Origin of the sequence: Desulfatitalea tepidiphila (assembly GCF_001293685.1) — a bacterium.
In the GTDB taxonomy this organism is placed as follows: Bacteria; Desulfobacterota; Desulfobacteria; order Desulfobacterales; family Desulfosarcinaceae; genus Desulfatitalea; species Desulfatitalea tepidiphila.
In genome coordinates this window covers 1,961,161-1,986,085 of the sequence record NZ_BCAG01000003.1, presented here as the reverse complement: position 1 = coordinate 1,986,085, position 24,925 = coordinate 1,961,161, and the positions used below count along the sequence as shown (strand labels likewise).

The window sequence follows — 24,925 nt, the reverse complement described above, 5'->3', positions numbered from 1 at the left end:
GTCTTATTGGCTGGCGGCGATAAAAATACCCAGTCCAAAAACATCAAAGCCGCCTTGCGATCATCTCGTAGTTTGTAGGAGCCAATCATGGAAAAGACCAGCACTTCAAAATTCGATGTCGCAGAACACCTTCGCACCCCCGAGGAAATGGCTGCTTATCTCGAGGCCTGCCTTGAGGAGGCGAATGGTGATGCAGCATTTATAGCAAAAGCTCTTGGGGATATTGCTCGGGCAAAAGGCATGACACAAGTCGCACGTGAGGCTGGCTTATCCCGCGAAAGTCTCTATAAGGCTCTTTCGGGAGAACGAACGCCTGGTTTTGATACAATACTCAAAGTAATCGGTGCCCTGGGTCTAAGATTGCGCGCTGAAGCAGTCCAAGCTAACTCTTGATTGCCAACCATTTGCTACACCGGATTCGGGTCAAAAAGAGGCCTTCTCCGGTGAGCAATATGTTCGATTTTGGTAGAGAGAACATATCATGAAGAAGATCCCAAAATGGTTATGGGGACTAATCACTGTATCAAACATAATAATTATTGGATTTATCGACCTGATAACAGGGTACGAGTTGAATTTCTTCTTGTTCTACTTTTTACCAGTATCACTTGCAGCTTGGTTTATTGGACTTGGAGCCTCTATTGGATTGTCTGTTCTTTCTGCCATCGTATGGTTAGTGGCAGATGTATTTTCAGGACACACTCATTCTTTGCACTTCTATGCAGTCTGGAACACTCTGATCCGCCTTTCTTCTTTCATTTTTATCGGGTGGGTGTTATCCCATATACAGCAGTTGCTTGATCATCAACGAAAGTTGTCTGAACAATTACAAGTATCCCTTTCTGAGGTTAAGATTCTTGAGGCATTTATTCCCATATGCAGCCAATGCAAAAAGATCCGAGATGAAAGAGGGAACTGGCAACAATTGGAAAAATACATTAGTGAACATTCAAACACGCAATTTTCTCACAGCTATTGTCCAGAGTGCGCTAAGAAAGCTATGATAGAAGCTGGTTTATTAAAAGAGTAAAAACCCGAACAAGAAAATCCAGCCGACGGCCTTCGGCCGCAGCTGATCTGTGCGTTGGATTGGCGAATGGCGCAGGCGGTCGCGGATATTTTTCAGCGGTAGCGCTGGCAATACATCATCGATCCTCCAGGATCTCTTCGTCGGGATCCACCACCCGGCTTTTTTAGTTCCGCAGCGCCTCTTTTACCTTGTTTGAGAGCGATTGGAGGCTGAACGGTTTTTGTATGAATTGCACCTCTTGATTTAAAATCCCTTTGTGCACGATCACCTCGTCCGTGTATCCGGACATGTATAAGACTTTGGCTTTGGGGTGGCGCTCCCGGATACGATGAAAAGCTTCCGGCCCCTTCATGTCGGGCATGATCACATCCGTGAGGACCAGATCTATGAGCCCTTCCGTCTGATTGGATTGTGCGATAGCTTCCATGGCGCTTTTCGATTCAATCACGCGATATCCGCACCGCGTCAGTATTGCGCAAGTCAATGTGCGAACAGACTCATCATCCTCTATCACCATCACTGTTTCGCCCCCTCCGGGCGATTCTTCCAACGAAGACTTTCGTCTTGATGGTTTCGGCGATCCGGTGGCGATCGGAAGATAGATTTTGAAAGTGGTGCCATGCCCGGGCTCACTGTACACCCAGATATTGCCGCCGTGTTGCTTGACGATACCGTAGCACGTCGCCAGGCCCAGGCCTGTCCCTTTGTCCTTTCCCTTTGTCGTGAAAAATGGATCGAATATTTGGGCCAAGGTCTCTTTGTCCATGCCCATGCCTGTATCGGTGATAGCAAACATGGCATATGTGCCAGGGGTCACACCCGGACGTCCTTTAGCATAACTGGAATCCAGTTCAACGACGGCCGTTTCGAATTTCAAGACGCCACCGTTCGGCATGGCATCCCTGGCATTGACCGCCAGATTCATCAACACCTGTTCAATTTGGGTAACGTCCACTTCGACTAGAAGCTTCTGGGGTGTCAGAGATAATTGAAGTTCGAGATCCTCGCCGATCACCCTCCGTATCAGTTTTTTAAAACCCTTTATGATGCCATTGAGATCCTCCTTGTTTATTTCGAGTACTTGCTTGCGGCCGAATGCCAGCATCTGTCTGGTCAGAGCACTTGCGCGGAAAGCTGCCTTTAAAACTTCCTCAAGTGCTTCATGATGGGGGTGGTCCGCCGCCAGATTTTCCAGCATCAGTTGGCTGTATCCCACGATGACCGATAGAATATTGTTGAAATCGTGCGCGATACCGCCGGCCAACCGCCCCACGGATTCCAATCTTTGAGCCTGCAATAATTGATCGTGAAGTCTTTGGCGCTCATCCTCTATCCTTCTACGTTCTGTGATATCGCGAACATTGCACTGAATCAGGGAGGCCCTGTTCACAAGAAAGATTTCGGCATGAAATTCGGCCTTCGACCGTCTGTTCAGCAGCGTTGTCTCTCGCGTAAAAAACCCATCGACTTCAAGATGTTCCAAAACTCCCTGGAAATTAACCTCTTTTCCCAAAATTCCGGTATCCAAGAATGATTTTTCAATGATTTCGTATGGCTCGATGCCCAAAAGGTCGGTGATAGCGTGGTTGATATGCTTGACGGCGCCGTTGACCTTGTTGATCAACATCAGGCCGTCCCTGGAGGTTTCGAACATGCGCCGAAAGCGCTCTTCCGATTCCTTCAATTGTTCTTCCAGCAGCTTTCGTTTTGTAAAATCTTCGATGGAGAGCAGGATCAGCGTTTTACCGATTTTTTCATGGCAATAGGATTGCGCGTTTATCCGCAGGATCCTCCTGCCCAGGCGTGAATAGGTGTGGTCGATTTCGATATCATCCATCACCTTGCCTTTGGGCAGGTCGGTTTCAAGCAGAGCGTGCAGGGCATCGATATCCCAATCATCGTTATCGATGGAATAGAGGATTTTCTCCAACACCTGATCGGGACTAACATCGAATGTTTTGTAAAATCGGTGGTTCGCCATAATGATCCGAAGGTCCGGATCCAATATGACAAACGGTTTCCGGTTGGTTTCGATGATCGTCTGGATTTCTTTTAAATATTCTTCCATATGATCAATTTCTTTAGTTTTAACTGGTACATTTCATATGGGCGCAGTGCGCCGTCGTCTGTTGTCCGGATTGTTTATTGGCTCAATTTGGAGCTGGCAAGGCGGTTGAGGCTCACGCCGGATTCAGCTGCCTGCAGGGCCAGTCTTCTGTGAACTTCAGGCGGGACCCGGACCACGAACTTTCCGCTGAAGTGTTTGCTTGCGATGGCTTCGGGAATGGGCTCATTATTTTGCGCCATGTCAAGCAACACGTCGGCTACGAGTTTGCGGATGCCTTTCAAGGCCTTTTCCGGTGTATCGGCCAGCCAGCTCAGGCTGGGAAACTCGGCGCACAGGCCGACATACTCGTTGTCATCTTCGGACCAGGTTACCCGGTACGTATATTTGTCATTTTTTTGGGCCATGGCCAACCTCCAATTTCTCTGTCGCCAAAAGCACCTGTTTTACTTGATAGGCTTTGGCCTTTCCCTGGTCGTTTTGAATATTTACCCTCGGGTCCCCTTGCCAGGGTGTTTTAAAGATGCGGTGGCTGCTTTTCTGCTGGTGGGGTTCGCCGAAATAGTGATCGCATATCCTGCACAAATCCAAAAACCGAACATTTTTAGGGTCTTGTTGCAATTTCGATAACAGGTTATCGATTTTCAGCATGCATGAATAGTATCAATAATAGTACTGTTGTCAAGGCCAAAAGCAATACTGAAAGATGGCATCCTGATGCCGGAATTTTTAAATGGCACGGGGCAAGGTCGGCAGTTCTGCCGACCTCCGGCAGCGATAGACTGCGGCGGAACCTGCGAATAGCAGGCTGGATTTCTGGATTGGGTTGCGCCGATTTTCCATCGCGCCTCTTCATCGATCCATTATGATTGACTCATCGGGATCCACCACCCGGCTTTTAAGGTAATCGTTGAAGGTGGATGCCGGGATGCGCAGGGCCCGTCCGCCGATGCCAACGGCGGGCAGCTTGACTTCCTGGATGAGGCGGTAGACGGTCTTGTCGCTGCACTTCATGCGGCTGGCCCCGGTCTGCACGTAGAGATAAGTCTCGGCGGTCCCCCGTCAGGTAGCTGGGACCGGACGGCCACCTGCTCGTCGTCGGGCTGCCGGCCCTCGGGCGGAGGCTGAGATACGGCGATGTGGCCGACGCCGACCAGATAATCGTAGCGGTGGATGGGGGACGCCCTGGCGGTGGATGGGGGACGCCCTTCACATTTGTAAATTTGCAATCCATCTTCTGCGATATCGCTGGTGTAATGTATAAATGTGAAGGGCGTCCATTCCTGGCGTGCTCCGGGTGAAGACTTGCTCCGGTAATCGACGGCCTCGTCAATATGGGCCTTGGCTTCGACCAGGATCAGTTTGCCGTCCATTGTGCGGGCCAGGCCGTCCCAGCGCGGCCCGCTCCTGGGCCAAAACTCATCAAGCGGCATGGTCAGTTCGCCTGCACCCAGGCGGTCAAGAAACGCCTGGTCGAAGTATTCCACGTAATCGTCATCCTGGAGCGGCGACCGCCAGTCGATCACGGCGCTGCGCCAACCAAAGGCCAGGGCGCTGAACAATTCTGCGGCAAAGATCGCTCTTCTTTAAAAAAACTAAGTCTGTCCCCTTTCTTCCATAAAACCTCCCCTGTTGTCGGTTCGTCATCGAGGAGGGATAATATATTGGGTCTGCGTCGTCCGGCTGACAAGCTTCCCCTTGTCGTTGAAAATATCCGTCTGGACCGTAATCGTCGTCCGGCCGATGTTGACGGGGACGGCCACGATTTCAATAACGCCCTCCGACACCCCTCGGAAAAAATTGGTTTTCGATTCCATGGTGGTCATCCAGGACCCCTGGGGCAGATTGAGGCCGGCGCATCCCGCACCCGCCGCGTCGGCCACGGCCATCAGATATCCGCCGTGGAGCATACCCCCCGAGGTGCAGCGATCAGCAGCCCACTGGGCGCGAGCTGAAACTTTTTCCGCTTTTGCTTCTACAACCTCGAAGCCCAGCTCCCTGGTAAAGGGCATCAGGCTGTGGGCCATTTTGGTGAACTCCTCGTCGTGTTTCGCAGATTCGATCATGTGCATCCTCCATATTCTATATCCGCCACAAGGGGAATTTTATGTTATCGAATACTTTCCGGGTTACATCCGTTAAAAATAAACTTATCCCCTATCTTCCACTTTATTGTCAAAGTATTCTGCGATTAAATCCATTTTCCGGTTTTTGCCGGTTATCGGACCCTCTACGAGTTGATTCTAAAATGGAATCTGCACCAACTAATCATCCAGCAAATACCAGTACCTGCAGATTGTCGAAAACAACAAAGAAAAGGGCAAGGTCAAGCAGCGTGTTAATGCAACTGTGGGTCGCATGGACCAGCTGCAGCCAAAGGGGTGCATCGAAACACTGATCCGCTGGTTGTCCAAATTCTCTGAACAGGCCTTGCTGATTATCTCGGGCCAAAGCGATATCGCCGCTGACGCCCAAAACATAGGTCCGGTGCTGATCTTTGAACGGCTTTAGAAAGAAACCCGCATCCAGGCCGCCATCAAACGGCCGCTGGAAGGTCGTCTGTTTGAATTTGATGTTGAACGTACCGTTTTTCTCACTGTTTTACACCGATTGATGGTCTCGGGTTCGGACCGTTTTTGCAACCGCTGGTGCCCGGCCATAGACCACGATAACCTAATGCTCGCACTGACACAGCTGAAAGATCAGTTGGGCAAAGTCAGGGACGCCGAGGCGGGCGAGCAACTTGCCTGAGAGGCGCCGACGTAAACGGCCATTATTGGCAAAGTTGGGATTTTGCAGATGGCGCTAAAGTAAAAAGGCAGCGGCCTGAACGCCAATGGTGGAAGGGTGCATGGTAGCGATGATGTTATGGAAATATTCTCCAGTGGCATCATCGCGATCGGCAAGATCGACCACGGCGCCTTTGCTATAGGATTGATCGTCGTCGCGGATGATGCATTGAACAATCGGGCGGCTGCGGCCGGTTCTCTTGGAGGACTGCTTGACGATCCCAAGCTCGCCGCTATCCAGCTTGACCAATGTGCCCACCGGATAGACGCCCATCATGCCAACAAAGACTTTAAACAAAATGGGGTCAAAATGGGTGCCGGATTGGGTCGCCATCTGTGCGATGGCTTTATCGGGACTCAATGCATTCTTCCGGTAAATGCGCGGCGAAGTGATGGCGTCATAAACATCCACGATGGTGAGAATTCGCCCAAACAGACTGATTTTGGGACCGGTGAGGACTTTCGGGTAGCCTGAGTGGTCGTATCCCATATGGTGTTCGAACGGAGGCACGAGGATCTTGCTTTTGCGATCATCCTTGGACTTCAGCCTGAGGATCAGCCTGGCACTGTGCATGGAGTGGGTTTTGAGAACGGCATATTCATCTTCGTTCAATGAACCTTGTTTGTTTAGCAATTCTCTTGGAATGGCCACTTTCCCCAGATCGTGAAACAAGCCGCACAATCCAAGTCTCTCGAGCATGAGCCGGTTCAAGCCGATGTGCTTGCCAAGACACATGGCCAAAATGGCCACATTCAGTGAATGCGTATAGGTATAATCATCATAGATGCGAATCGTGCTGATTCCGAGAAAAAGAGTTTCATCCTCGGTGATGATATCGACCATTTTTTGAACAAGACGAACTGAATTCCGCATGCCCACGCGTTGATTGGTCGCAAGCTTGCCTGCAATCTCTTTTATGGAGCTCAGGGTGCCGGCATAGGTTTTCCGCACTGCTGCCTTCTTCTGGGTAAGGTCGTCCAATGGAGCGTCGTCGTCCGTGTTTGGACGATAAGGTGTCTGGGCCACAGATACCCACTGCATATGGCGCCTCACGATTTGATCTGTGAGCCAGGTAGAGGGATCGTCTTGTTTGACGCACTGATCGAGCTGCCGGAAGAATGCAACAATGTGTTGAGGAGCTACACCTTGCAGGTCGGCGTCTATCTGCAACCCATAGAGGCCGCGTTCTTCCATGTATCTGACCATCCGATTGAACAAGGCCGCATTGGCAGGCCGCAGATAGAGTTTTTCTCCCTGAAAGTAAAACCGTCCTTCGGAAAGATGGATCGCAACCTCGCTGTCGTCTTGTCCCAGCTTTTTTAACAACCGAACGAATTTCTGAATCGAATCGGCCAATATGTCGTTGTTGTCGGCATGAATTTTGGCAATTTGGGTCAAGCCGTTGATCGCCTTAAGAAAGGATTCACCTGAGCGGTTAATCCATTGCTGATAGTTGGCGGTCATTGATTTTTCCCCTCTGTTTTCAGCTGCAAAAGATTACTCCGCGCGAAGAAAGTTACCCAAAAAGCCCCGTTCCACTTTTTTGATCAAGTCGGCAGCCTCTGTTGTTCCCAGTGACTCAAGTGCCAGGATGGCCCCGCGTCGCTGTATGCTGTTGCTCGGTCTTAAGATACCGAATTGAGGCCATTTGAAAAGCAATGATCTCAAAAAAGGGACACAGCGGTACGAGCCGCATTTACCCAGCGACCGGCATACGCTCAGGTAATAGTCCGGGTCCTCCTGCTCTGGTGTCAATGATTTGAGATGATCCAGCAGAAGTTTTTCCGATTGCACGCTTTTTTCACCTGCCAGAGATTGGAGCAGTAATTTGCGGACCTCCTCATCCGGATCACCAAGGAGTGTCGCTGCTTCCTCGGGGTCAATGGATTGCTCTTTTGCGGCAAGAACCGCTTTTAACGCCTGAAGACGAATGGCGGCCGATTCATCGCACAGGAGCCTGGATAAGAGCTTGCGGGAATGAGCCTCGTTGAAGAATTTCAGAATAAAGACCAGGCGACCCGCCAGGATCTTGTCCGATGCGAGCAACAGCTTTTCCAATGGTCGAATATCGCGTTTCGACAGGGTCGCAATCGCATTGATCAAGATGCGTTGCAGCTTCGCCGAGCGAACTTTCAACATGATGGGTGCAAGCGATGAAATGGCCTCTGGATCCAACAAGGATAAGAACGCCTTCAAATCAATGAGCCCCTGGGGCTCGCTTTCATCGATCAGCGTGGAAATCTCCAGCAAGTTTTCTAGAAAAGAGACATTCGAAAGTTTCAAAATGAAACGCTCGAGATAGGGGGCGGCCCAATGCGACCTCGATTGATATGATTTGAGCTGTTTCCTGAATTTGATCAGGACCGTATGCAAATATAAAAAACGTCCCTGCAACAGGGCCTCTCGCAGTTCATGCCCCATATAGGTCAACAGCTCATCCACATCTTCGGGCAGACAGTGATTTCCAATGATGTAAAGCAATACATCGACGACGTGGTCGGACCCATCCATCCGCTCTTCGGCGGCTATCATTTTTGCAAGTTGTTCACGTTCCTCCTGGTTTAGACGATAAAGCTGAGCAGGCGCCTTCAAAGATGCCGCCGCCTCTTCAGACAAGTTCCCCGCCGGAGCGGACCGGCCTTTAGACTGGTATTCATCATCATGGGCAGGTGCATCGTCACCTTCAGGAGGGTGGCAGGGTAATTCTTCTATCACAAGATCGTCGTTCAGCCCCAGAACCAGTTCGTCCGCCTCATAGGCGATCGACGGCAGGTCAAATTCCCATAGGGCCGTTACGATATCGTCTTCGGCATCTTCGCCAAGAACGCTATGGTCGCGCATGGCCTTGAGAAACGTATCGATTTCCCAGGATTCAATTCCCTCTTTGAATTCGACCCACAGAAAACCGTCACGATGAAGCACGGATACAAAGTCCGTTGGCTCCAAAGTGCCTTCGTAAACCGATTCACCGTTAAAAGTAATCCGGTCTCTTTCAATGTGCAGCCGCAGACGGTCGAACTCTTGGACAAATGGCGCAACAAGGGTCTGGAGATGTCGCAAGGCCTCCTTGTAAACGTTATGAGTTTCGGAATATAGATTGAGTTTTTTATAGGCACCACTTAAAGCAAACAGTATCTGTCTCGCCGTTTGTAGGAGAAGTTCTTTAGGATGGTCATCTGTTTGCGGCATCGTCCGGCGGTCCGTTCCTTAACAAATTTGCCCACTGCACAATCAGCGCCAATTTAAAGACGATAAACCAACAGCGCCATAATTTCAAGAAGTTGTTTAACATTACGAATTCATTATGATATATTGTGCATTAAATTTGACGGCACCGTAAAAAGCCCGGAATTTGCTTTTCCCGTCATCCCGGCGGAAGCCAGGATCCCGTATTTTCAATACGTTCTGGATGCCGGCGTTCGCCGGCATGACGCCTCTGCAACTGTTTACGGTTTTATCGAATGTAATCGAATCATAAAAAGCCGCTGCCGGTACTGCCATGGGTGAGATTGTTCGTTTATCGGAGTATCGTGAAAAAATCGCCTTCAAAGAGGGGTTGACGCTTTGGCGCCGGCGTTTCAAGGTGATGATCGGGCCAACTACGCGCCTGGATCAACTCGATGCCCAGGTCCTGTGCCGGTTGGCCGATCCTTCGGAGGCCAACAATCAGTTTCTGTACAACCTGATTCTTGCCTTTTGGGGATACGGCCACCAGGCGTCCTTTTACACGGTCGACAGGCGCATCCAGATCAGGATTGTCGACGTTCATCTGTTTTTGACCGATCAGATCCGTTTCGAAATTATGCGTCGCTTGGGATGGCTGTCACGGTTTTGTGCGACCCGATATGCGCTCTTTGAATTGATTCGCCAATTCGATCAAATCCGAACCCTCTGCCAGCAAGATCCGCCAGCGTTGTCCGAGCACCATTCGGGTTACGCCGAATACCAATCTTTGACCGCCAGAGATCGGCAGGTGTTTATCCGGCGCATGCTGCCGTCTGCATTGGAGGCCTTTAAAAAAGAGGGGCTTCCTGATCAGCCCTGAATCCGTCTGAGAAGGCTAGCTGGTATCCACCCAGGCAAAAATGAAGGGGGCTTCCCCATGTCACCTGAACTGAGCATAGCGCGGCAGTTGAACCATATATATGGTGATCACAGCGCGTCGGCGTTCGAACGGCTCATGGCGCTATTGTCGCGTTTCCAAGCGGAAGCCGGTTCGAGGTTCGAGCGCTTTTCCGAAAAAGACGTGGTCTTGATCACTTACGGCGACACGCTGCGCGGCTCCGGTGAACGTCCTCTGCAAACCTTGCACCGGTTTTGTGCCGCCAATCTCGAGCAGGCAATTTCAACGATCCACCTTTTGCCTTTTTTCCCCTTTTCGTCGGATGACGGCTTCTCTGTCATCGACTATGAGCGGGTCGACCCATCGATCGGGACATGGGAGGACATATCGCGATTGGGAGGGGCTTTTGACCTGATGGTCGATTTCGTACTGAACCATATTTCCGCTCAAAGCCCATGGTTCTACAAGTACTTGAAAGGCTTGGATGGGTATCGCGAACTGGCGATCGAAGTCGATCCGCACATCGATCTGTCTGCAGTCGTCAGGCCGCGCACCCACCCTTTGTTGACGCCGTTTACCAAATTCACGGACCGAAAGGTATTTCTATGGACCACCTTCAGTGCCGACCAGATCGATTTGAATTACAAGAGTATCGATGTGTTATGTCGAATGGTGGAAGTACTCCTGTTTTACGTCGAAAAGGGCGCGCGTTTCGTTCGCATGGATGCGGTGGCCTACGTTTGGAAAGAGGTGGGGACCGATTGCATCCACCGCCCCCAGGCGCATGCCTTGGTGAAGTTGTTTCGAGCCGTCTTGGATATGGTGGCGCCCGATGTGGTCATTATTACCGAAACCAATGTACCCCACGATGAAAACATTCGTTATTTCGGCAATGGATTCGATGAGGCGCAGATGGTCTATAATTTTTCGTTGCCGCCGTTATTGGCGCACACCTTCCTGACGTCCGACACCGAATATCTCTGCCGCTGGGCAAGTCAGCTCGCAACACCAACCAGCGAGACCACCTTTCTGAATTTTACGGCATCCCATGACGGCATCGGCATCAGACCATTGGAGGGGATTCTCAGCGAAGCGCAGATCCAGGACCTGATCCAGCATGCGCGACGATGCGGCGGTGACGTTTCGAGCAAGCGAAATGCAGATGGCAGCAGCAGTCCCTATGAGCTGAATATCACCTATGTGGATATGATGGCGCAGGAAGGGCAGGGGGGAACCCGAACTCATGCCAAAAGATTTTTAGCCTCGCAAGCCATCGCATTATCCTTGCCCGGGGTTCCGGCGGTGTATGTACACAGCCTGCTGGGATCTCGAAATTGGAATGAGGGCGTCCTTCAAACCGGGCGTCTTCGGACAATCAATCGCCAACCCCTGAATATCGACCAGTTGCAACGGGAACTCGATGACAGCCGCAGTTTCCGCTCCCTGGTGTTCAGGGCTTACAGGGCCTTGTTGCGGATGCGGCGAAAACAACCGGCGTTTCATCCCAATGCAGTTTTCGAGATGCTCGATATAGGCCCCGGCCTTTTTGGTGTGCGCCGAAGCTGCGAAGCCCAGACCATCTATGCGCTCACCTCTGTCAGCGAGCATGGGCAAACCGTATCTTTGGCAGGATATGTGGCTCAAGATGCATTGATAGATTTGCTGACCGGGCGCGCCTGCCCTGCAGATGCCATCGAGCTGGCGCCCTACCAGACGGTTTGGCTTGACCTGACGTCGAATCAGCGCTGATCATTCCCGGTCAAATTGGTTATTCGCTAAATACAAAGGAAAGGCTTTTAAAAAAGGAAGTTGCAAGTATTTTTGATCAATGAGTTCATTAGAAGTCTTTGATGGACGGCGCCGTAAGAAGTTCAAGATCAAGGCGCGCGAAATTCCGTATCCTGAGGCGTACTTGTCGTACGCCGCAAGGATTACGAAATGAGCGCAACGCGGATATTGGGCTTTTTACGGCGCCGTCCCTAATTGATTTTGTCTCTCAATTTACCCGAACACTTAAAGGTCACGACCCGACGCTGGTCCAAAATCAGGTCTTCGCCGGTCGCCGGGTTGCGTCCACGCCGGGGCCTTTTGGTCTTAACGCAAAATTTTCCAAAACCCGACACAAGGAGGTCTTCGCCCTCCGCCAGACAACGCTTGATGATTTCAAGCAATGATTCGACGACCTCCGCGGACTTTTTCTGGGTAAAGCCCAAGTCATTGACACGTGTGACAATATCATTTTTCGTGAGTGCCATGGCGCCTCCTCGACAGTAAAATATGTGCCCCTGCCTGGGTAATGCGGAGCATTGTGGTTCTGGCTCTGGGCTGCGCGAGAAATTACTCTCGATCCGTACCGGCCTCCTCTTTTTTGGCGGGATCGAGTTTTTCCACCTGTTGTACAATGGCATCGATGCGCTTGGAAATCTGATCGATTTCGTTTTTCAGATCCTGGTCATCAATCTCTTTCATCTGGAGTGTTCCTTATTTTTTAGCCTTTGAACGATCATGTGGCTGATGTGCCATCATCGACCTATGGGCGTATGGGGTTTATCGCCTATCGCGGATAAAGGCCCCGATGATAAAGATAATCGTAATAATAGGTTTGATACTCGTCGTTTTCGGGTGAGTCGGGCACCGACTGGCCACCCGCCGCTTCCACTTCGGATTTTTGATTCATCAGCCACAGATTACGGGCAAAATCGTAAAGGACCTGCTTCAGCAGTTGCGGATCGTCGACCAATTCAGGGTTCTTGCTCACGAATTGTTCCGTCCCATCGATGATGGATCGGGTCATACGAACATAATCTGTGTCATCGAGCCGGTCTTCGATGATCGCCGCATGCACCTGGGTGAGAATGCTTTTTACGGCGCCTTCGATGACATCGATGCATTTCATTGAAACCTCGTTATAAAATGGCTATATGTGTTTGGTTTATCCGGATGGGCATAAACAGGTGACCGTGCCGGACGCAGCCCATAACTCTTTTGTTTGGGAATAAATTCATATGGATGGAAGAATATACGGGCTGTTTGGAAGTGTCAAGTCAACAAATGGACCAGGGGAAAGATGATGCTTTTGCAAAGGCGGCTTGGGCTCGAGGAATTGAAATCCCTGAATCCTTTGCGTTGAAGAATGGAGCCGGCGCGCGGACTTGAACCGCGGACCTGCTGATTACGAATCAGCTGCTCTACCAGCTGAGCTACGCCGGCCAATAAAAAGAATTCAACTACTGTTTTTATGCGACAAAATCAAGAGGAAATTTCCTGGCAACAGCTTCTGGCACAGCTTCCCGAGATCCGGGGGGCGGTCGATGTTATCGGTCTCAATTCGACGGCTAGCGCCTATGCGCTGGCACAGGTCTATCGTGCCTGCCGGTCTCCTATATTGGCCATTCTGCCGTCTCTAAAAGCAGCGGAACATTTTTACGCTGAAATGCGCCTTTTTTTAGACGCTGATTCAACGCCGATCCTGTTTTTCCCGCCCTACAATTTGATGCCTTTCAAGTTCATGGCCTATCACAACGAAACGGCCGCAAGACGGATTCAGGCGCTCTATGAATTGGTAGAGAGTCAATCGTCCCCTGTAGTGGTGACCTCCTTGAGCGGTGTGATGCAGCGCTTGCTGCCCAAGGCTGAACTCATGCGATACGCCGAGCTTTTAGTTTGCGAGGAGGAGGTTCATCGAGACGATCTGATTGCAAAACTTGTGGCCGGTGGGTACAGCCGCGTGGCGATGGTGGAGGAGTTGGGTGATTTCTCGGTGCGCGGCGGCATACTCGACGTCTACGCCCCGTCCTATTCCGATCCCTTGCGTATCGAGTTTTACGGGGACCTGGTCGAATCGATACGCCTTTTTTCGGTGGACACCCAGCGAACCATTAAAAATCTAGATGAAATCGTGCTGCTGCCGGCTCGCGAGGCCATCCTGCAGCCGTCCAAATTGAATGATGTGTTGGGGCGCATCCGGATTCAGGCGGCCGAACAAGGTCTTGCGGTCACCAAAGTCAGGGAGATCGTCCAACGCATCAAAGCGGAAGGCATCTTCCCTGGCATGGAGAGCCTGTTGCCCCTCATTTTCGATCAGACCGATACCCTGTTCGATTATCTGCCGCGACATACAGTACCGGTCCTCATCGAGCCCACAGCACTGCGACAAGCTGCGGTGGAATACCAGTCCCAGACCGAACAGAACTACAATAGCGCCATTTCAAATCAGCGTCTAGTGGTGCCCCCGGAGAGTCTTTACCTTAAATGGACGCAAATCCGACAACGATTGTCGGTTTACGACAGGATCAATGTCAAACCGCTGGAAGTCGATCAGGCGGATGGACAAGAATCGGCGCAGCAGGTGTGCCGCACCGGGATGTCGGGCATCGAGGAGGTTCAACTCTCCTTGAACACGGCCCGACCCTCCGACCGGCCGCTTCAACCCCTGGCCGATTGGTTATCGTCCCAGCAGCAGAAAGGAACACGCACGTTGATCCTCTGCCGGCGCCCTTCTCACATCGGCCGCCTGGAAGGGTTGTTGGCCGGTTATGGCGTTCGTGCGGTCAAGCTCGACGCCCCTTGGCATATGTCCGCGCATACGGATCGCGTCGGTCTGGCCGCGGGTGGCATCGCAGCTGGATTTGCCTGGCCTGACGCCGCCATCGCCATGATCGGCGATGAGGAGATTTTTGGCACCGGCTATCGTACTCGCAAAGCGCCTGCCCGGGCAAAGGTCGCGGAGCTGCTGAGCATCGAGGACCTGAAAATCGGGGATGCGGTAGTGCATGATGAACACGGGATCGGCCGTTACGAAGGGCTCGTCAAACTGGGGGTGGACCGCTCGTTCAACGATTACCTGCTGATCGTCTATCGTGACGACGACAAGTTGTATCTTCCCGTGGAACGAATGAACCTGGTGCATAGATACATGGGTGTGGACGGCGTCGCGCCGGTGCTTGATAAGATGGGGGGCGTCACCTGGGAAAAGGTCAGGGGGAAGGTCAAACGTTCGGCCGAAAAGATTGCCGGCGAGTTGTTGCAGCTCTATGCCGCCCGCAGGGTTCAAAAGGGCCATGCCTTCGGCGCAATGGACACTTACTTCAGGGATTTCGAGGATGGTTTTCCCTATGAAGAGACGCCCGACCAGCGCAGGGCCATCGAAGAAGTGCTCGATGACATGCGCAGGCAGGCTCCCATGGATCGTCTGGTTTGTGGCGATGTGGGATATGGCAAAACCGAAGTCGCTCTTCGGGCGGCTTTTCTGGCGGTCAGCGAGGCCAAGCAGGTGGCCGTGCTGGTGCCCACCACGGTGCTCGCCGAGCAGCATTACGCCACTTTCTGCGAGCGGTTCAAACGATTCCCGGTCCAGGTCGAATCGCTCAATCGATTTCGAAACGCCAAGGAACAGAGCCGCATCGTGGCCGATCTCAAAGAGGGGCGCGTGGACATCGTGATCGGCACGCATCGCCTGCTTCAAAAAGATGTCAAGTTCAAGGACCTCGGTCTGCTGATCCTCGATGAGGAGCAACGCTTCGGCGTCAAGCACAAGGAGAAGATCAAACGGCTCAGGGAGACGGTGGATGTATTGACGCTCACCGCGACACCGATCCCCAGGACACTTCATCTGTCGCTGTTGGGCATCAGGGATATCAGTCTTATCTCCACGCCGCCGGAGCAGCGGCGTCCCATCGCCACCTACATCACCGAATGGGACGATATCATGATCACCGAAGCCATCCGCAAGGAACTGTCGCGCAAAGGACAGATTTTTTTCGTGCACAACAAGGTGCAAAGTCTCGAGCGCATCGCCGGACATCTCAAAAAACTTGTTCCCGAAGTCCGGCTCGTGGTGGCGCATGGCCAGATGTCCGAAGATCGACTTGAAAAGGCCATGCTCGATTTCATGCAACAGCGCGTCGACATGCTGGTTTGCACAACGATCGTGGAGTCCGGCCTCGATGTCGCATCGGCCAATACCATCATTATCAACCGGGCCGACCATTTCGGCCTGGCCCAGATTTATCAGTTGCGCGGCCGGGTAGGGCGGGCAGAGGAACAGGCGTATGCCTACCTGGTGATTCCCAACGAGACGGTCTTGACCAAGACGGCCCAAAAAAGGCTCAAAGTGCTCATGGAGTACAGCGACCTGGGATCCGGTTTCCAGATCGCCATGAGCGATTTGAAAATACGGGGTGGCGGCACGATTCTGGGCGCCTCCCAGTCCGGACATATCGCAGCGGTCGGTTACGACATGTTTCTGAGGCTCATGGAGAACTCCATTTCGGAGCTCAAGGGCGAACCCCAACAAGAGGTGCTGGAGCCGGAGATCAATCTTCAGGTATCCGCCTTTCTCCCGGAACAGTACATCGTAGATATCGATCAACGGCTTTCCATTTACCGCAGATTGGCGCGCATGGGAGACATCAAAGAGATCGGCGCACTGAAAACCGAGTTGGAAGACCGCTTCGGCCAGCTCCCCGATGAGGCCTCGAATCTTCTATTGAAAATCATGCTCAAGGTCCTTGCCACGCGTGCCGGTTGTGTTCGATTGGATTTGACCGACAATCAGCTGCAGCTGCTTTTTTCAGAGACGTACCAGAAGCGTCCGTTCGGTATCGTTGACATGGTTGCCGCTGCCGACGGCAAATATCGTTTTTCCCCGGATGGTGTTTTCAAGGCCACCCTGACCGGCGGGACGCCCAATGCCCTGATTGCCCAGGCCAAAAACATCTTGATAGAAATAAATCGGCATGTTAACCAATAAATTTCTAACAAAATAGATGGCTTGAGGGAAGGTGGCAGGTTGATGGCCGTAATTCAGAAGGATCGGAAGGTTTTGATTCTCGCCGTACTCGTCGTGTTTATCGGGATGGTGACCGCCGGCGGATGTTCACGCGACAATCCGGGGAACGACTACTTGATTCGTGTCCAGGATATATCGCTATCCCTGGCCGAGTATGAGCAAGCTGTGGAAGCGGCGCACGAGGAGGCCTTTCCGGGCGAACGTGAGATCGATATCGAAGCGCTCAATGATTTGCGCATCAGGGTGTTGAATCAATTGAGCGAGGAAATGATGATCATCGCTTTTGCAAAGGCCAATGGCATTATGGTTTCGGAAACGGAACTGGAGACGGCGGTCGAAGAGATCAAGGCCGATTACCCGGATAATACTTTCGAAGAAACACTGCTGGAGAATGCTGTCTCTTTTGACTATTGGAAGGAAAAACTGGCGAACCGGTTGCTGATCAATAAAGTCATCGATAGGGAGCTTGTCGAGAAAGTTCAGATCACGACGGATGATGTGGCCGACTATTACAAGACCCAGTATCCGGATGGGGTTGCCGCCGATGAGGATTCAGATGCCATCAATAAAAAAATCGTGAGGCATCTTCGACAGCAGAAAGCCGAAATCGGCTATAAAGAGTGGATCGAAACATTACGCCGAACCTACCCCGTTGACATCAACCAGAAGCTTTGGGAAAACGTGACGAAAAATCGTCGTTAGTCCCTACTCATATATGGCCGGGTTGCGGGTTGGCATGAGGCGCCGTTCATATCGGCGCCACAGATCGTAACCTGCGCTGAGACGAGCAAGGGGAGAAAAGGAGCGTTGAAAACGATGACCTGTCCACGGTTGGGAGCCTTGAAGAACCGATGGGCCGCATGGATGGTCGGTGCGCTGGCTGTGATCATCGGCATCGCCGTTGCGCCGAGGATGTGTGCCGCCGAACTGATCGATCGTATTGCCGCTGTTGTCAATGACGATATCATCCTGCTTTCGGAACTCGATCAGGCCTTGGCCCCCGTGCGCATGCAACTTGAAAAGGCGGGATATCCGGAGGTCGAGCGGAATATCATCCTGGAGAATCAAAAGAAGATCGCGATCAAGGGCCTGATCGACCAAAAACTCACCGATCAGCAAATAAAAAATACGGCATTTCGGTAAGTGATGAACAGGTCGACAACAGCATTGAACGTATCAAAGCGGTCAACAACATGACCGACGCCGATCTGAAACGGGTATTGGAGATGGAGGGGTTGAGCTACGACGCCTACCGCAAGCAAATCAAGACCCAGATGCTGCAGTCCAGGCTGATCAACATCGAAGTCAAATCAAAAATCGTGGTCACCGATCAAGACATCCAGGCCTATTATGATGCCAACCATGCACAGTATGCAGGGCAGACGAAGTACCATCTGCGTCAGCTCCTGCTTCGGGTCGATTCGCCTCTGGACGCCGAACGCGAGCGCGTTCGCCGGCAGATGGAGACAATTGAAAAGCAACTGAAAAACGGTGCTTCCTTCGTCGAGCTGGCAAAGGCACATTCGCAGGCTGCCACTGCCGACGATGGCGGCGACCTGGGGTTTTTCGAAGCGCGGTTGTTGGCGGCACCCATCCGTGAGGCTCTCAGTGTTCTGAAGGCAGGACAGTTCACCTCGATCGTGGAAACCGAGCAGGGATATCAGATATTTTACGTTGAAGAGATTTCCAGCACGGGAAGAAGTCTCGAGCAGGCATCCCAGGAGATCGAAGAAAAGTTGCTCGCCGAAGCCAGGGAGAAAAGGTTTCAGGCATGGCTGGAAGAGCTTCGCCAACGTGCTCATATAGAAATTCTGAACTGATGCGGTTGGGAAAAACCTATGGAACCTGATGAAAAAAATCCGGAATTCGGTCGATATCTGAGAACACACCGCCGTTCAAAAGGGATTTCCATAGAAGAGGTGTCCCAAAGAACGAAAATCAATGTAGCGATGTTGCGGCATTTGGAAAACGATAACTTCGAGGCTTTGCCGGCCCCGGCTTTCGTAAAAGGCTTCATCCGCGGGTATGGACAGGTTGTCGGGGTGGACGTACAGGAAGCCATCAAACGATATGAAGACATGCTCGCCATGCAATCCAAACACTCGGAAGCGGAGATCGTGCCGCCCGCCACTGCGGCATATCCCTGGCGCCGATTTGTGTTTTTGGGATTGGGGCTTGTGCTTTTGTTGGGCGTGATTTTTTCCTTAACAGCCTATTTTAACCGAACGGCGTCGACACCACCGAGAGTTGGAGAGACGTCCACCCAAAAGGGAGCGACCGCTGGTCCGGCAGATGCGCCCAAATCCGATCCATCTATAGAAGCGCCATCCGAAGAGCCGCCGCAGCAAGGCGCGGCGTCAGGTCCAGCTCCTGGTGAATCGACTCAAGATGAATCGGTTCAAAAGGAGACCGTTCCTTTGGATCCTCAGGATGAAGTTAAAGAAATGTCGTCAACACCGCAGCCGTCTCCAGAAAGCGCCGTCAATGCCGTCGCTCCGGAAGCCGCATCTTCACAGGCGCCGGAAGCAGAAGTCTCCGATGCAGCCGAAGCGTTGGTTCTGGAGGTTGAGGCCTCAGAGTTGACATGGTTCAAGGTTCAAATCGACAAAAATGAAGTCAGAGAGGTGACCATCGAACCGAATGATCGCGTCGTGTTTACGGCCAGGGAGCAATTCGATCTGATCATCGGCAATGCCGGAGGCGTTGACCTGCAACTAAACGGCCGTCCGGTGCCCGTTCCAGGCAAGAGCGGGCAGGTGGTCACCATGAGGCTTCCTTAATCCGGAGACTATGGGAAACGCTCCGATCCTTCGGCGAAATGACGACGCGTCGCATCCGGTTGAGACGTCAAGTCCGGTGCCGCTGAAATGAGCCATTTGTCCACATCTGCGATCGTACTGCGCCGGCGGGCCTATGGCGATTTTGACCTGATCCTTACGGTTCTTACCAAAGATCATGGGGTCAGTACGATGATTGCCAAGGCCGCCAAAAAGAGCACCAAACGTTTTGGCGGCATTCTCGAGCACTTCGACGGACTCGGCATCGTGTATCGTCAATCGCGCGGCAAAGGTCTGCCGATCCTCGAAGAAGCCACCCTGGAGAGAAATTTCGGGGTTGTCCGATCCGATGTGTTGAAAACCGCATACGCCAGCTATTGGTCGGAACTGGTCGTCTTGTGGCTGGAAGCCGATGAGCCGCGCCAGGACATTTATGACCTGTTGGCATTTGTGCTCGAAGCACTATCCTGCGGAAAAGTCCCACCCGCTATCTTGAGCCTGCTGTTCCAGATGCGTTTTATCGGATACGAAGGCCTTCGACCGGTGCTGGAGCGATGCACCTGCTGCCAAAAAGAGATCGAGCAACTGGCTCAGAATGAATTCTGCATTGATTTGCGCCAGGGAGGCATCGTCTGCAATCAGTGCCCGGGTCCGGACAACCATCATGTCGCTATCGGCAAAGGGACGCTCAAGCAATTGATCTGGATGGCCAGAGAGGACCTGGGTAAGGCACTGCGGGTAAGGTTTGCACCCCATTCCATGGCCGAGGCGACCGCCTTTTTGGAGGCTTTCGTTCCCTATCATATCGGTCGCGTGCCCAAAAGCCTTGCCTTCTTGCGTCAAATTCGCATGACTTCCAATGACGACTCATGAAAGGGTAGGACAGATATGCCTTCCATCCGTGAATTTCTTGAAAGGACACCGATCGAGGCTTCGGCGCCTTGCCGTATCGACATGGGCGGGACACTGGATCTGAGCACCTTTTATCTGCCGCTGCACCACTTGGCGCCTTGCACCTTCAATGCCGCCTTGAACATGCGGACCCGCGTCCGGTTGCTTCCTCACCGCGATGGAAGAATCAAGGTCAGTTCACGCGGTTTCGAGCCTGTCGACGTGGAGAGCAGGTCGGCCCCTTTTACTTCGCCGGTGGGTCTGATGCTGGCCGTGGCATCTTATTTCAACATCGACGGTGTGCATATCCACATCGATTCCACCTCACCGCCGCGCAGCGCACTCGGTGGGTCCTCGGTGGCGGCCGCCGCGCTCGTTTGGGCGATCGGTAAAGTGCTGGCGCACCAGGGGCGGGCCATGCCGAGCCCGGATGCCGTGGCCGCCTTGGCGCATGCCATCGAGCAAAGCATCGCCGGTGTGCCGTGCGGACTCCAGGATCATCTGGCGGCCGTGTACGGAGGTGTCAATGGCTGGTATTGGACCGGTCATGTCGATGACCCCGGTTATGTGCGAAAAGCAATTATCCTGGCAGACGGCTATTCGGATTTTGAGCAACGTCTTCTGGTGGCCTATTGCGGTGTGCCCCATGTATCCAAGGACATCAACGGCACCTGGGTGCGGGAATTTTTAGCCGGGCGCCACCGGGACGAGTGGGAACGAATTATCCATCACAGTCAGGCGTTCATCGCGTCTTTGGCCGGTGGCGACGATCAGGGCGCCGTAACGGCGATGAACGCGGAAACCGATTTAAGGGTCGAGATGACGCCAGAGGTGTTGGACGCAATGGGTAGCCGACTCGTGGCCGCCGCCCGGCGGCAGCAGTGCGGCGCCCGGTTTACCGGCGCAGGCGGGGGTGGCTGCATATGGGCAATGGGGGCGCCGTCCGACATCGCATCGTTGCGTTCGGACTGGCAGGCCATACTCGCAACCCGGCCCGAAGCCGCCCTCTTGGATGTGTCCCTCGACCCCAACGGCATCTTGTGATTCCCGAGGATTGATGGTAAACAGGCCGACCATTGGCATATGAAACCACTTTACCCGCGTGAGGCAATGCGATGTATTTTCAGGATGTGATTTTGGCTTTGCACAAATTTTGGGCCCGCAAGGGGTGTCTGCTGGTGCAACCCTACGATATGGAAGTCGGTGCCGGCACGTTTCATCCCACCACCCTTTTGCGCGCCTTGGGACCCGAACCATGGAATGTGGCCTATGTCCAACCCTCCAGGCGCCCCACCGACGGACGTTATGGTGAAAATCCCAACAGGCTTCAGCATTACTATCAGTATCAAGTCATTTTGAAACCCTCCCCTCAGGATGTCCAGAAGATTTACCTGGACAGCATGAAAGTGCTGGGCATCGACCCCCTGGAGCACGACATCCGCTTCGTGGAAGACGATTGGGAATCACCCACCCTGGGCGCTTCGGGTCTGGGTTGGGAAGTTTGGCTGGATGGTATGGAGATCACTCAGTTCACCTACTTTCAACAGGCCGGCAGCATCGAGCTTTCACCCGTCTCAGTTGAATTGACCTATGGCCTGGAACGCATCACCATGTACCTGCAGGGCGTGGACAATGTCTACGACCTGAAGTGGAATGAAGGAACGACTTACGGTCATGTACATCACCAGCAGGAGGTCGAGCAGTCGACCTATAATTTTGAATTGGCCGATGTCAACATGCTGCTGTCCCTGTTCAACCTTTACGAGGCCGAATCGCAGCGCGTCGCCGAGGCTGGAATGGTCCTGCCGGCATATGAATATTGTTTGAAATGCTCCCATGCCTTCAACCTGCTGGACGCGCGCGGCGCCATCAGCGTCACCGAGCGCACCGGGTATATCGGGCGCATCAGAAATCTGGCCCGGGCATCGGCGGAAGCCTATCTCAAACAGCGCGAGGAACTGGGGTTCCCGCTGCTCGAACGCTAACATCGCATCCTCTGTCGGCGTGCCGTGGAGATGTTCGGTGCGTGTCGATGGGCCGTTTTACCATGGATTGAGGACGATATGGAACGCTTACTACTTGAAATTGGCACCGAAGAGATTCCGGCCGGCTACATTCAACCCGCACTGGACGCCTTGTCCGCGAATCTGTCCAGGGTATTGACAGATGCCCGCATCGATCACGGCACCGTGCGGTCGTATGGCACGCCGCGCCGACTGGTAGCCCTGGTCGATGATGTGGCCCTGCGCCAAAAGCCCCACACCGAACAGGTGATGGGACCGCCTGAAAGAATTGGAATAGATGAACAAGGCCGCTATACGGTACCGGCCCTGAAGTTTGCCGAAAAAGTCGGTCTGCCGGCCGAACGCCTCGAGGTGGTCGAAACGGACAAGGGGCGTTACCTGTGCGCCGCCATGACCGACAAGGGCACGACCACAAAGAGCTTTTTGAAACAAAAGCTGCCCGATATCATACTGGGCATCCCTTTTCCCAAAACCATGCGATGGTCGGATTTGACGATCTCCTTTGCCCGACCGATCCAGACACTTGTGGCGTTGTTGGGATCTTCGGTCATCTCCTTTACTTTGGGTGGCCACCTCAAAAGCGGCCGCATGACCTGGGGGCACATGTTCATGAACCGCAGGCGGGTGCGGATCGGCGACGCCGGTTCCTATGTGGATGAACTTCGCAAAGAGAACGTCATCGTCGACATTGAGAGACGCAGACAGATGGTGCGCGATGAGGTCGACGCCGCGGCTAAGAAGTTGGGTGGCACGATCGTGGAAGACGAAGCCCTGATCGATACGGTGACCCATCTGGTCGAGATTCCCATCGCCTCGGCCGGCCGTTTCGACGACGTTTTTTTGGAATTGCCGCGTGAGATTTTGATCACCTCCATGCGCGAACATCAGAAATACTTCGCCGTCAAGGATGCCGACGGGCATCTGCTGCCATGCTTCGTGGCCGTTAACAATACGCGCACAAAAGACATGGCCCTGGTGGCCAAGGGACACGAGCGGGTGCTGCGCGCACGCCTGTCCGACGCCCAGTTTTTTTTCAGAGCCGATTTGAAGCAAAGCCTGGAGACATGGTACACGCACCTCGAGGGCGTGCTTTTCCAGGCCAAACTGGGGACCATGCGCGCCAAGTCCGATCGCGTGCAGAAGATGGCCGAATACCTGGCCGGCGTGGCCGCACCCGAGACCCTGGCGTCGGTTTCACGGGCCGCCCATCTGTGCAAGGTCGATCTCGTTTCTCAGGTCGTGGGCGAATTTCCCGAGTTGCAGGGCAGGATGGGGCGCGTTTATGCCGCAGCGGCCGGAGAGCCCGAGGTTGTGGCGGCCGCCATTGAAGCACACTACCGGCCGACATATTCGGGCGGGCCGTTGCCGGACAACATGACCGGTGCGCTGGTGGCCATTGCCGACAAGCTCGATACCATCTGTGGCTGCTTTTCGGTGGGGCTCATTCCCACGGGCGCCTCCGATCCATATGCACTGCGGAGACAAGGCATCGGCATCGTTCAAATCATGTCAACCTTCCAGCTTGGCTTTTCGTTGCAAGCGGCCATTGAAGAAGCCTTGAAGCCCTATTCGCCGGCCGATCTGGACGACACGCGATCAGCGGTCTACGGCTTCATACAACAACGCATCAGCCATATGCTGACCGAAGAGGGCTTTGCCAAAGACGTGGTGGCATCAGTGATCAGCGTCTCGGTCGATCATATCCCCAATGTTCGGCAGCGTGTCGCGGCGCTGCAAAGCCTCAAAGGAGAGCCGGGCTTTGAACCATTGGCCGTGGCCTTTAAGCGGGCGGTCAATATTTTGCGCAAAACAGAGGAAACCATCCCAGAGGTTCCGGACGCGGCGCTTTTGAGGGAGGCTGCTGAAGAGGAGTTGTACCGCGCTTTCCTCAAGGTCAGGGAGGAAGTCCAGTCCAGCCTCGTTTCCGGAGACGTTCACTCCGTGTTGAAACGCATTGCCACCTTGAGGGCTCCGGTGGATCACTTTTTTGAGGATGTCATGGTGATGGCAGAAGAGAAAGAGACCCGCCACAATCGCCTGGCGCTGCTGAAAGCCATCGCAGGTCTATTTAACCAGATTGCGGATTTTTCCAAAATTGCGACATAATCTCCATTGCCGGCAGCGCTTGGCGCAGCATGCGAGTCTTACGGGTGCAATGGTTCCAAACGAATGTCCGTCCACAAATAGGCCAATTGGGCATTTGTGGAGGGGCACGAACGATTCACGGGAGGTTTACTTATGCCTTATGATGCAAATAAGGATGAAGTGATCAAACAGTGGCGTTGTGATGAGACGGGGCTGTTGATTTCCATACAGCGTTACGATGGCGGCGAGGCCAAGGTTCAGATCGGGCCGCGCATCCTGCGCAAGAAGGACGGCAGCGAACGTGCGCCGGCCAAGGCGGGACGGTTAACCATCGAAGACCTGATGTTCCTGTATGATATTATCGATGAGATCAAAGAGGAGATGACCAAACGGGTCGGTCCGGGTTAATC

At 53.1% G+C, this 24,925-nt stretch carries 25 protein-coding genes, 1 tRNA gene and 1 pseudogene; 15 read left to right on the top strand and 12 right to left on the bottom strand.

Annotated elements, in window-relative coordinates; all coding sequences use genetic code 11:
- The first annotated feature begins 87 nt into the window (after positions 1 to 87).
- Together DFT_RS13520 and DFT_RS13515 are read left to right on the top strand one after the other, a co-directional pair.
- Positions 88 to 393 (top strand): addiction module antidote protein, encoded by a 306-nt coding sequence (locus tag DFT_RS13520; RefSeq protein ID WP_054031697.1) that lies wholly within the window; start codon positions 88 to 90, stop codon positions 391 to 393.
- Positions 394 to 481: 88 nt separating this feature from the next.
- Positions 482 to 1,030: a DUF4118 domain-containing protein gene (locus DFT_RS13515; RefSeq protein WP_054031696.1), complete on the top strand. Its 549-nt coding sequence runs from the start codon at positions 482 to 484 to the stop codon at positions 1,028 to 1,030.
- A 163-nt stretch (positions 1,031 to 1,193) separates the two neighbouring features.
- Here the strand turns inward: DFT_RS13515 and DFT_RS13510 are convergent, their stop codons facing one another.
- From DFT_RS13510 to DFT_RS13490, 6 genes are all read right to left on the bottom strand, one after another.
- Positions 1,194 to 3,098, bottom strand: coding sequence for a hybrid sensor histidine kinase/response regulator (locus tag DFT_RS13510; RefSeq protein ID WP_054031695.1), 1,905 nt, complete (start codon positions 3,096 to 3,098; stop codon positions 1,194 to 1,196).
- Positions 3,099 to 3,172: 74 nt separating this feature from the next.
- On the bottom strand, positions 3,173 to 3,502 hold the full coding sequence (locus tag DFT_RS13505; RefSeq protein WP_054031694.1) for a type II toxin-antitoxin system HicB family antitoxin: 330 nt from the start codon (positions 3,500 to 3,502) through the stop codon (positions 3,173 to 3,175).
- A complete protein-coding gene (locus DFT_RS13500; RefSeq protein ID WP_054031693.1) occupies positions 3,486 to 3,746 on the bottom strand; it encodes a toxin HicA in 261 nt (86 codons plus the stop codon). Before DFT_RS13500 ends, DFT_RS13505 begins: the two co-directional genes overlap by 17 nt.
- 201 nt (positions 3,747 to 3,947) lie before the next feature.
- Positions 3,948 to 4,109: a helix-turn-helix domain-containing protein gene (locus DFT_RS25105; protein WP_083453498.1), complete on the bottom strand. Its 162-nt coding sequence runs from the start codon at positions 4,107 to 4,109 to the stop codon at positions 3,948 to 3,950.
- Positions 4,106 to 4,621 (bottom strand): hypothetical protein, encoded by a 516-nt coding sequence (locus DFT_RS13495; protein WP_152971983.1) that lies wholly within the window; start codon positions 4,619 to 4,621, stop codon positions 4,106 to 4,108. Before DFT_RS13495 ends, DFT_RS25105 begins: the two co-directional genes overlap by 4 nt.
- 117 nt (positions 4,622 to 4,738) lie before the next feature.
- Entirely contained in the window at positions 4,739 to 5,161 is a 423-nt protein-coding gene (locus DFT_RS13490) for a PaaI family thioesterase (protein ID WP_054031691.1), read from the bottom strand.
- Positions 5,162 to 5,384: 223 nt separating this feature from the next.
- Between DFT_RS13490 and DFT_RS27485 the strand changes: the two are divergent.
- Positions 5,385 to 5,744 (top strand): annotated as a pseudogene (locus DFT_RS27485) (IS1634 family transposase N-terminal domain-related protein); the annotation flags it as partial.
- A 156-nt stretch (positions 5,745 to 5,900) separates the two neighbouring features.
- On the opposite strand, the gene DFT_RS13485 reads toward DFT_RS27485, so the two are convergent.
- Together DFT_RS13485 and DFT_RS13480 are read right to left on the bottom strand one after the other, a co-directional pair.
- Positions 5,901 to 7,079, bottom strand: coding sequence for an HD-GYP domain-containing protein (locus DFT_RS13485; protein WP_161807156.1), 1,179 nt, complete (start codon positions 7,077 to 7,079; stop codon positions 5,901 to 5,903).
- Positions 7,080 to 7,382: 303 nt separating this feature from the next.
- Positions 7,383 to 9,074, bottom strand: a complete 1,692-nt coding sequence (locus DFT_RS13480; RefSeq protein ID WP_152971982.1) for a HEAT repeat domain-containing protein — start codon at positions 9,072 to 9,074, stop codon at positions 7,383 to 7,385.
- 310 nt (positions 9,075 to 9,384) lie between these two features.
- Here DFT_RS13480 and DFT_RS13470 point away from each other — a divergent pair, with 310 nt between their 5' ends.
- Together DFT_RS13470 and DFT_RS13465 are read left to right on the top strand one after the other, a co-directional pair.
- Positions 9,385 to 9,930, top strand: a complete 546-nt coding sequence (locus DFT_RS13470) for a hypothetical protein (RefSeq protein ID WP_054031687.1) — start codon at positions 9,385 to 9,387, stop codon at positions 9,928 to 9,930.
- Positions 9,931 to 9,987: 57 nt separating this feature from the next.
- Positions 9,988 to 11,697, top strand: a complete 1,710-nt coding sequence (locus DFT_RS13465) for a sugar phosphorylase (RefSeq protein ID WP_054031686.1) — start codon at positions 9,988 to 9,990, stop codon at positions 11,695 to 11,697.
- 230 nt (positions 11,698 to 11,927) lie between these two features.
- On the opposite strand, the gene DFT_RS13460 is transcribed toward DFT_RS13465, so the two are convergent.
- The 4 genes from DFT_RS13460 to DFT_RS13450 form a co-directional block, all read right to left on the bottom strand.
- Positions 11,928 to 12,203 carry an integration host factor subunit alpha gene (locus tag DFT_RS13460; RefSeq protein WP_054031685.1) on the bottom strand — a complete coding sequence of 92 codons (276 nt, stop codon included), beginning with the start codon at positions 12,201 to 12,203 and terminating at the stop codon, positions 11,928 to 11,930.
- Between the two features lie 82 nt (positions 12,204 to 12,285).
- Positions 12,286 to 12,417, bottom strand: a complete 132-nt coding sequence (locus tag DFT_RS26985; RefSeq protein WP_268750674.1) for a hypothetical protein — start codon at positions 12,415 to 12,417, stop codon at positions 12,286 to 12,288.
- 85 nt (positions 12,418 to 12,502) lie between these two features.
- Positions 12,503 to 12,844, bottom strand: a complete 342-nt coding sequence (locus tag DFT_RS13455; protein WP_054031684.1) for a hypothetical protein — start codon at positions 12,842 to 12,844, stop codon at positions 12,503 to 12,505.
- Positions 12,845 to 13,082: 238 nt separating this feature from the next.
- Positions 13,083 to 13,158 (bottom strand) — tRNA-Thr (locus tag DFT_RS13450).
- A gap of 28 nt (positions 13,159 to 13,186) precedes the next feature.
- Here DFT_RS13450 and mfd point away from each other — a divergent pair.
- The 10 genes from mfd to DFT_RS13400 all read left to right on the top strand — a co-directional run bounded on the left by mfd (position 13,187) and on the right by DFT_RS13400 (position 24,923).
- Entirely contained in the window at positions 13,187 to 16,699 is a 3,513-nt protein-coding gene (mfd, locus tag DFT_RS13445; protein ID WP_054031683.1) for a transcription-repair coupling factor, read from the top strand.
- 42 nt (positions 16,700 to 16,741) lie between these two features.
- Complete coding sequence (locus DFT_RS13440) at positions 16,742 to 17,440, top strand: SurA N-terminal domain-containing protein (RefSeq protein ID WP_054031682.1); 699 nt, start codon at positions 16,742 to 16,744, stop codon at positions 17,438 to 17,440.
- Between the two features lie 114 nt (positions 17,441 to 17,554).
- On the top strand, positions 17,555 to 17,881 hold the full coding sequence (locus DFT_RS13435; RefSeq protein WP_054031681.1) for a SurA N-terminal domain-containing protein: 327 nt from the start codon (positions 17,555 to 17,557) through the stop codon (positions 17,879 to 17,881).
- A complete protein-coding gene (locus tag DFT_RS13430) occupies positions 17,767 to 18,558 on the top strand; it encodes a peptidylprolyl isomerase (RefSeq protein ID WP_369688331.1) in 792 nt (263 codons plus the stop codon). The genes DFT_RS13435 and DFT_RS13430 overlap by 115 nt, the downstream gene beginning before the upstream one ends.
- An 18-nt stretch (positions 18,559 to 18,576) precedes the next feature.
- Complete coding sequence (locus tag DFT_RS13425; RefSeq protein WP_054031679.1) at positions 18,577 to 19,518, top strand: helix-turn-helix domain-containing protein; 942 nt, start codon at positions 18,577 to 18,579, stop codon at positions 19,516 to 19,518.
- 87 nt (positions 19,519 to 19,605) lie between these two features.
- Complete coding sequence (recO, locus tag DFT_RS13420) at positions 19,606 to 20,388, top strand: DNA repair protein RecO (protein ID WP_054031678.1); 783 nt, start codon at positions 19,606 to 19,608, stop codon at positions 20,386 to 20,388.
- Positions 20,389 to 20,403: 15 nt separating this feature from the next.
- The gene (locus DFT_RS13415) at positions 20,404 to 21,450 is read left to right on the top strand and encodes a GHMP family kinase ATP-binding protein (protein ID WP_054031677.1); all 1,047 of its coding nucleotides are present in this window, start codon (positions 20,404 to 20,406) and stop codon (positions 21,448 to 21,450) included.
- Between the two features lie 71 nt (positions 21,451 to 21,521).
- Complete coding sequence (glyQ, locus tag DFT_RS13410; RefSeq protein WP_054031676.1) at positions 21,522 to 22,391, top strand: glycine--tRNA ligase subunit alpha; 870 nt, start codon at positions 21,522 to 21,524, stop codon at positions 22,389 to 22,391.
- Positions 22,392 to 22,469: 78 nt separating this feature from the next.
- Entirely contained in the window at positions 22,470 to 24,536 is a 2,067-nt protein-coding gene (gene glyS / locus DFT_RS13405) for a glycine--tRNA ligase subunit beta (protein WP_054031675.1), read from the top strand.
- A 132-nt stretch (positions 24,537 to 24,668) separates the two neighbouring features.
- Positions 24,669 to 24,923 (top strand): hypothetical protein, encoded by a 255-nt coding sequence (locus DFT_RS13400; protein WP_054031674.1) that lies wholly within the window; start codon positions 24,669 to 24,671, stop codon positions 24,921 to 24,923.
- The last annotated feature ends 2 nt before the right edge of the window (positions 24,924 to 24,925 follow it).

What these genes read in the sequence shown, in the direction of transcription:
- glyQ (WP_054031676.1), top strand. Translation starts at nt 21,522, where the DNA reads ATGTATTTTCAGGATGTGATTTTGGCTTTGCACAAATTTTGGGCCCGC.
- glyS (WP_054031675.1), top strand. Translation starts at nt 22,470, where the DNA reads ATGGAACGCTTACTACTTGAAATTGGCACCGAAGAGATTCCGGCCGGC.
- DFT_RS13415 (WP_054031677.1), top strand. Translation starts at nt 20,404, where the DNA reads ATGCCTTCCATCCGTGAATTTCTTGAAAGGACACCGATCGAGGCTTCG.
- DFT_RS13490 (WP_054031691.1), bottom strand. Translation starts at nt 5,161, where the DNA reads ATGATCGAATCTGCGAAACACGACGAGGAGTTCACCAAAATGGCCCAC.
- DFT_RS13435 (WP_054031681.1), top strand. Translation starts at nt 17,555, where the DNA reads ATGACCTGTCCACGGTTGGGAGCCTTGAAGAACCGATGGGCCGCATGG.
- DFT_RS13515 (WP_054031696.1), top strand. Translation starts at nt 482, where the DNA reads ATGAAGAAGATCCCAAAATGGTTATGGGGACTAATCACTGTATCAAAC.
- DFT_RS25105 (WP_083453498.1), bottom strand. Translation starts at nt 4,109, where the DNA reads ATGAAGTGCAGCGACAAGACCGTCTACCGCCTCATCCAGGAAGTCAAG.
- DFT_RS13400 (WP_054031674.1), top strand. Translation starts at nt 24,669, where the DNA reads ATGCCTTATGATGCAAATAAGGATGAAGTGATCAAACAGTGGCGTTGT.
- DFT_RS13465 (WP_054031686.1), top strand. Translation starts at nt 9,988, where the DNA reads ATGTCACCTGAACTGAGCATAGCGCGGCAGTTGAACCATATATATGGT.
- DFT_RS13470 (WP_054031687.1), top strand. Translation starts at nt 9,385, where the DNA reads ATGGGTGAGATTGTTCGTTTATCGGAGTATCGTGAAAAAATCGCCTTC.
- mfd (WP_054031683.1), top strand. Translation starts at nt 13,187, where the DNA reads ATGCGACAAAATCAAGAGGAAATTTCCTGGCAACAGCTTCTGGCACAG.
- recO (WP_054031678.1), top strand. Translation starts at nt 19,606, where the DNA reads ATGAGCCATTTGTCCACATCTGCGATCGTACTGCGCCGGCGGGCCTAT.
- DFT_RS13425 (WP_054031679.1), top strand. Translation starts at nt 18,577, where the DNA reads ATGGAACCTGATGAAAAAAATCCGGAATTCGGTCGATATCTGAGAACA.
- DFT_RS13505 (WP_054031694.1), bottom strand. Translation starts at nt 3,502, where the DNA reads ATGGCCCAAAAAAATGACAAATATACGTACCGGGTAACCTGGTCCGAA.
- DFT_RS26985 (WP_268750674.1), bottom strand. Translation starts at nt 12,417, where the DNA reads ATGAAAGAGATTGATGACCAGGATCTGAAAAACGAAATCGATCAGATT.
- DFT_RS13485 (WP_161807156.1), bottom strand. Translation starts at nt 7,079, where the DNA reads ATGGAAGAACGCGGCCTCTATGGGTTGCAGATAGACGCCGACCTGCAA.
- DFT_RS13440 (WP_054031682.1), top strand. Translation starts at nt 16,742, where the DNA reads ATGGCCGTAATTCAGAAGGATCGGAAGGTTTTGATTCTCGCCGTACTC.
- DFT_RS13480 (WP_152971982.1), bottom strand. Translation starts at nt 9,074, where the DNA reads ATGCCGCAAACAGATGACCATCCTAAAGAACTTCTCCTACAAACGGCG.
- DFT_RS13520 (WP_054031697.1), top strand. Translation starts at nt 88, where the DNA reads ATGGAAAAGACCAGCACTTCAAAATTCGATGTCGCAGAACACCTTCGC.
- DFT_RS13500 (WP_054031693.1), bottom strand. Translation starts at nt 3,746, where the DNA reads ATGCTGAAAATCGATAACCTGTTATCGAAATTGCAACAAGACCCTAAA.
- DFT_RS13455 (WP_054031684.1), bottom strand. Translation starts at nt 12,844, where the DNA reads ATGAAATGCATCGATGTCATCGAAGGCGCCGTAAAAAGCATTCTCACC.
- DFT_RS13510 (WP_054031695.1), bottom strand. Translation starts at nt 3,098, where the DNA reads ATGGAAGAATATTTAAAAGAAATCCAGACGATCATCGAAACCAACCGG.
- DFT_RS13460 (WP_054031685.1), bottom strand. Translation starts at nt 12,203, where the DNA reads ATGGCACTCACGAAAAATGATATTGTCACACGTGTCAATGACTTGGGC.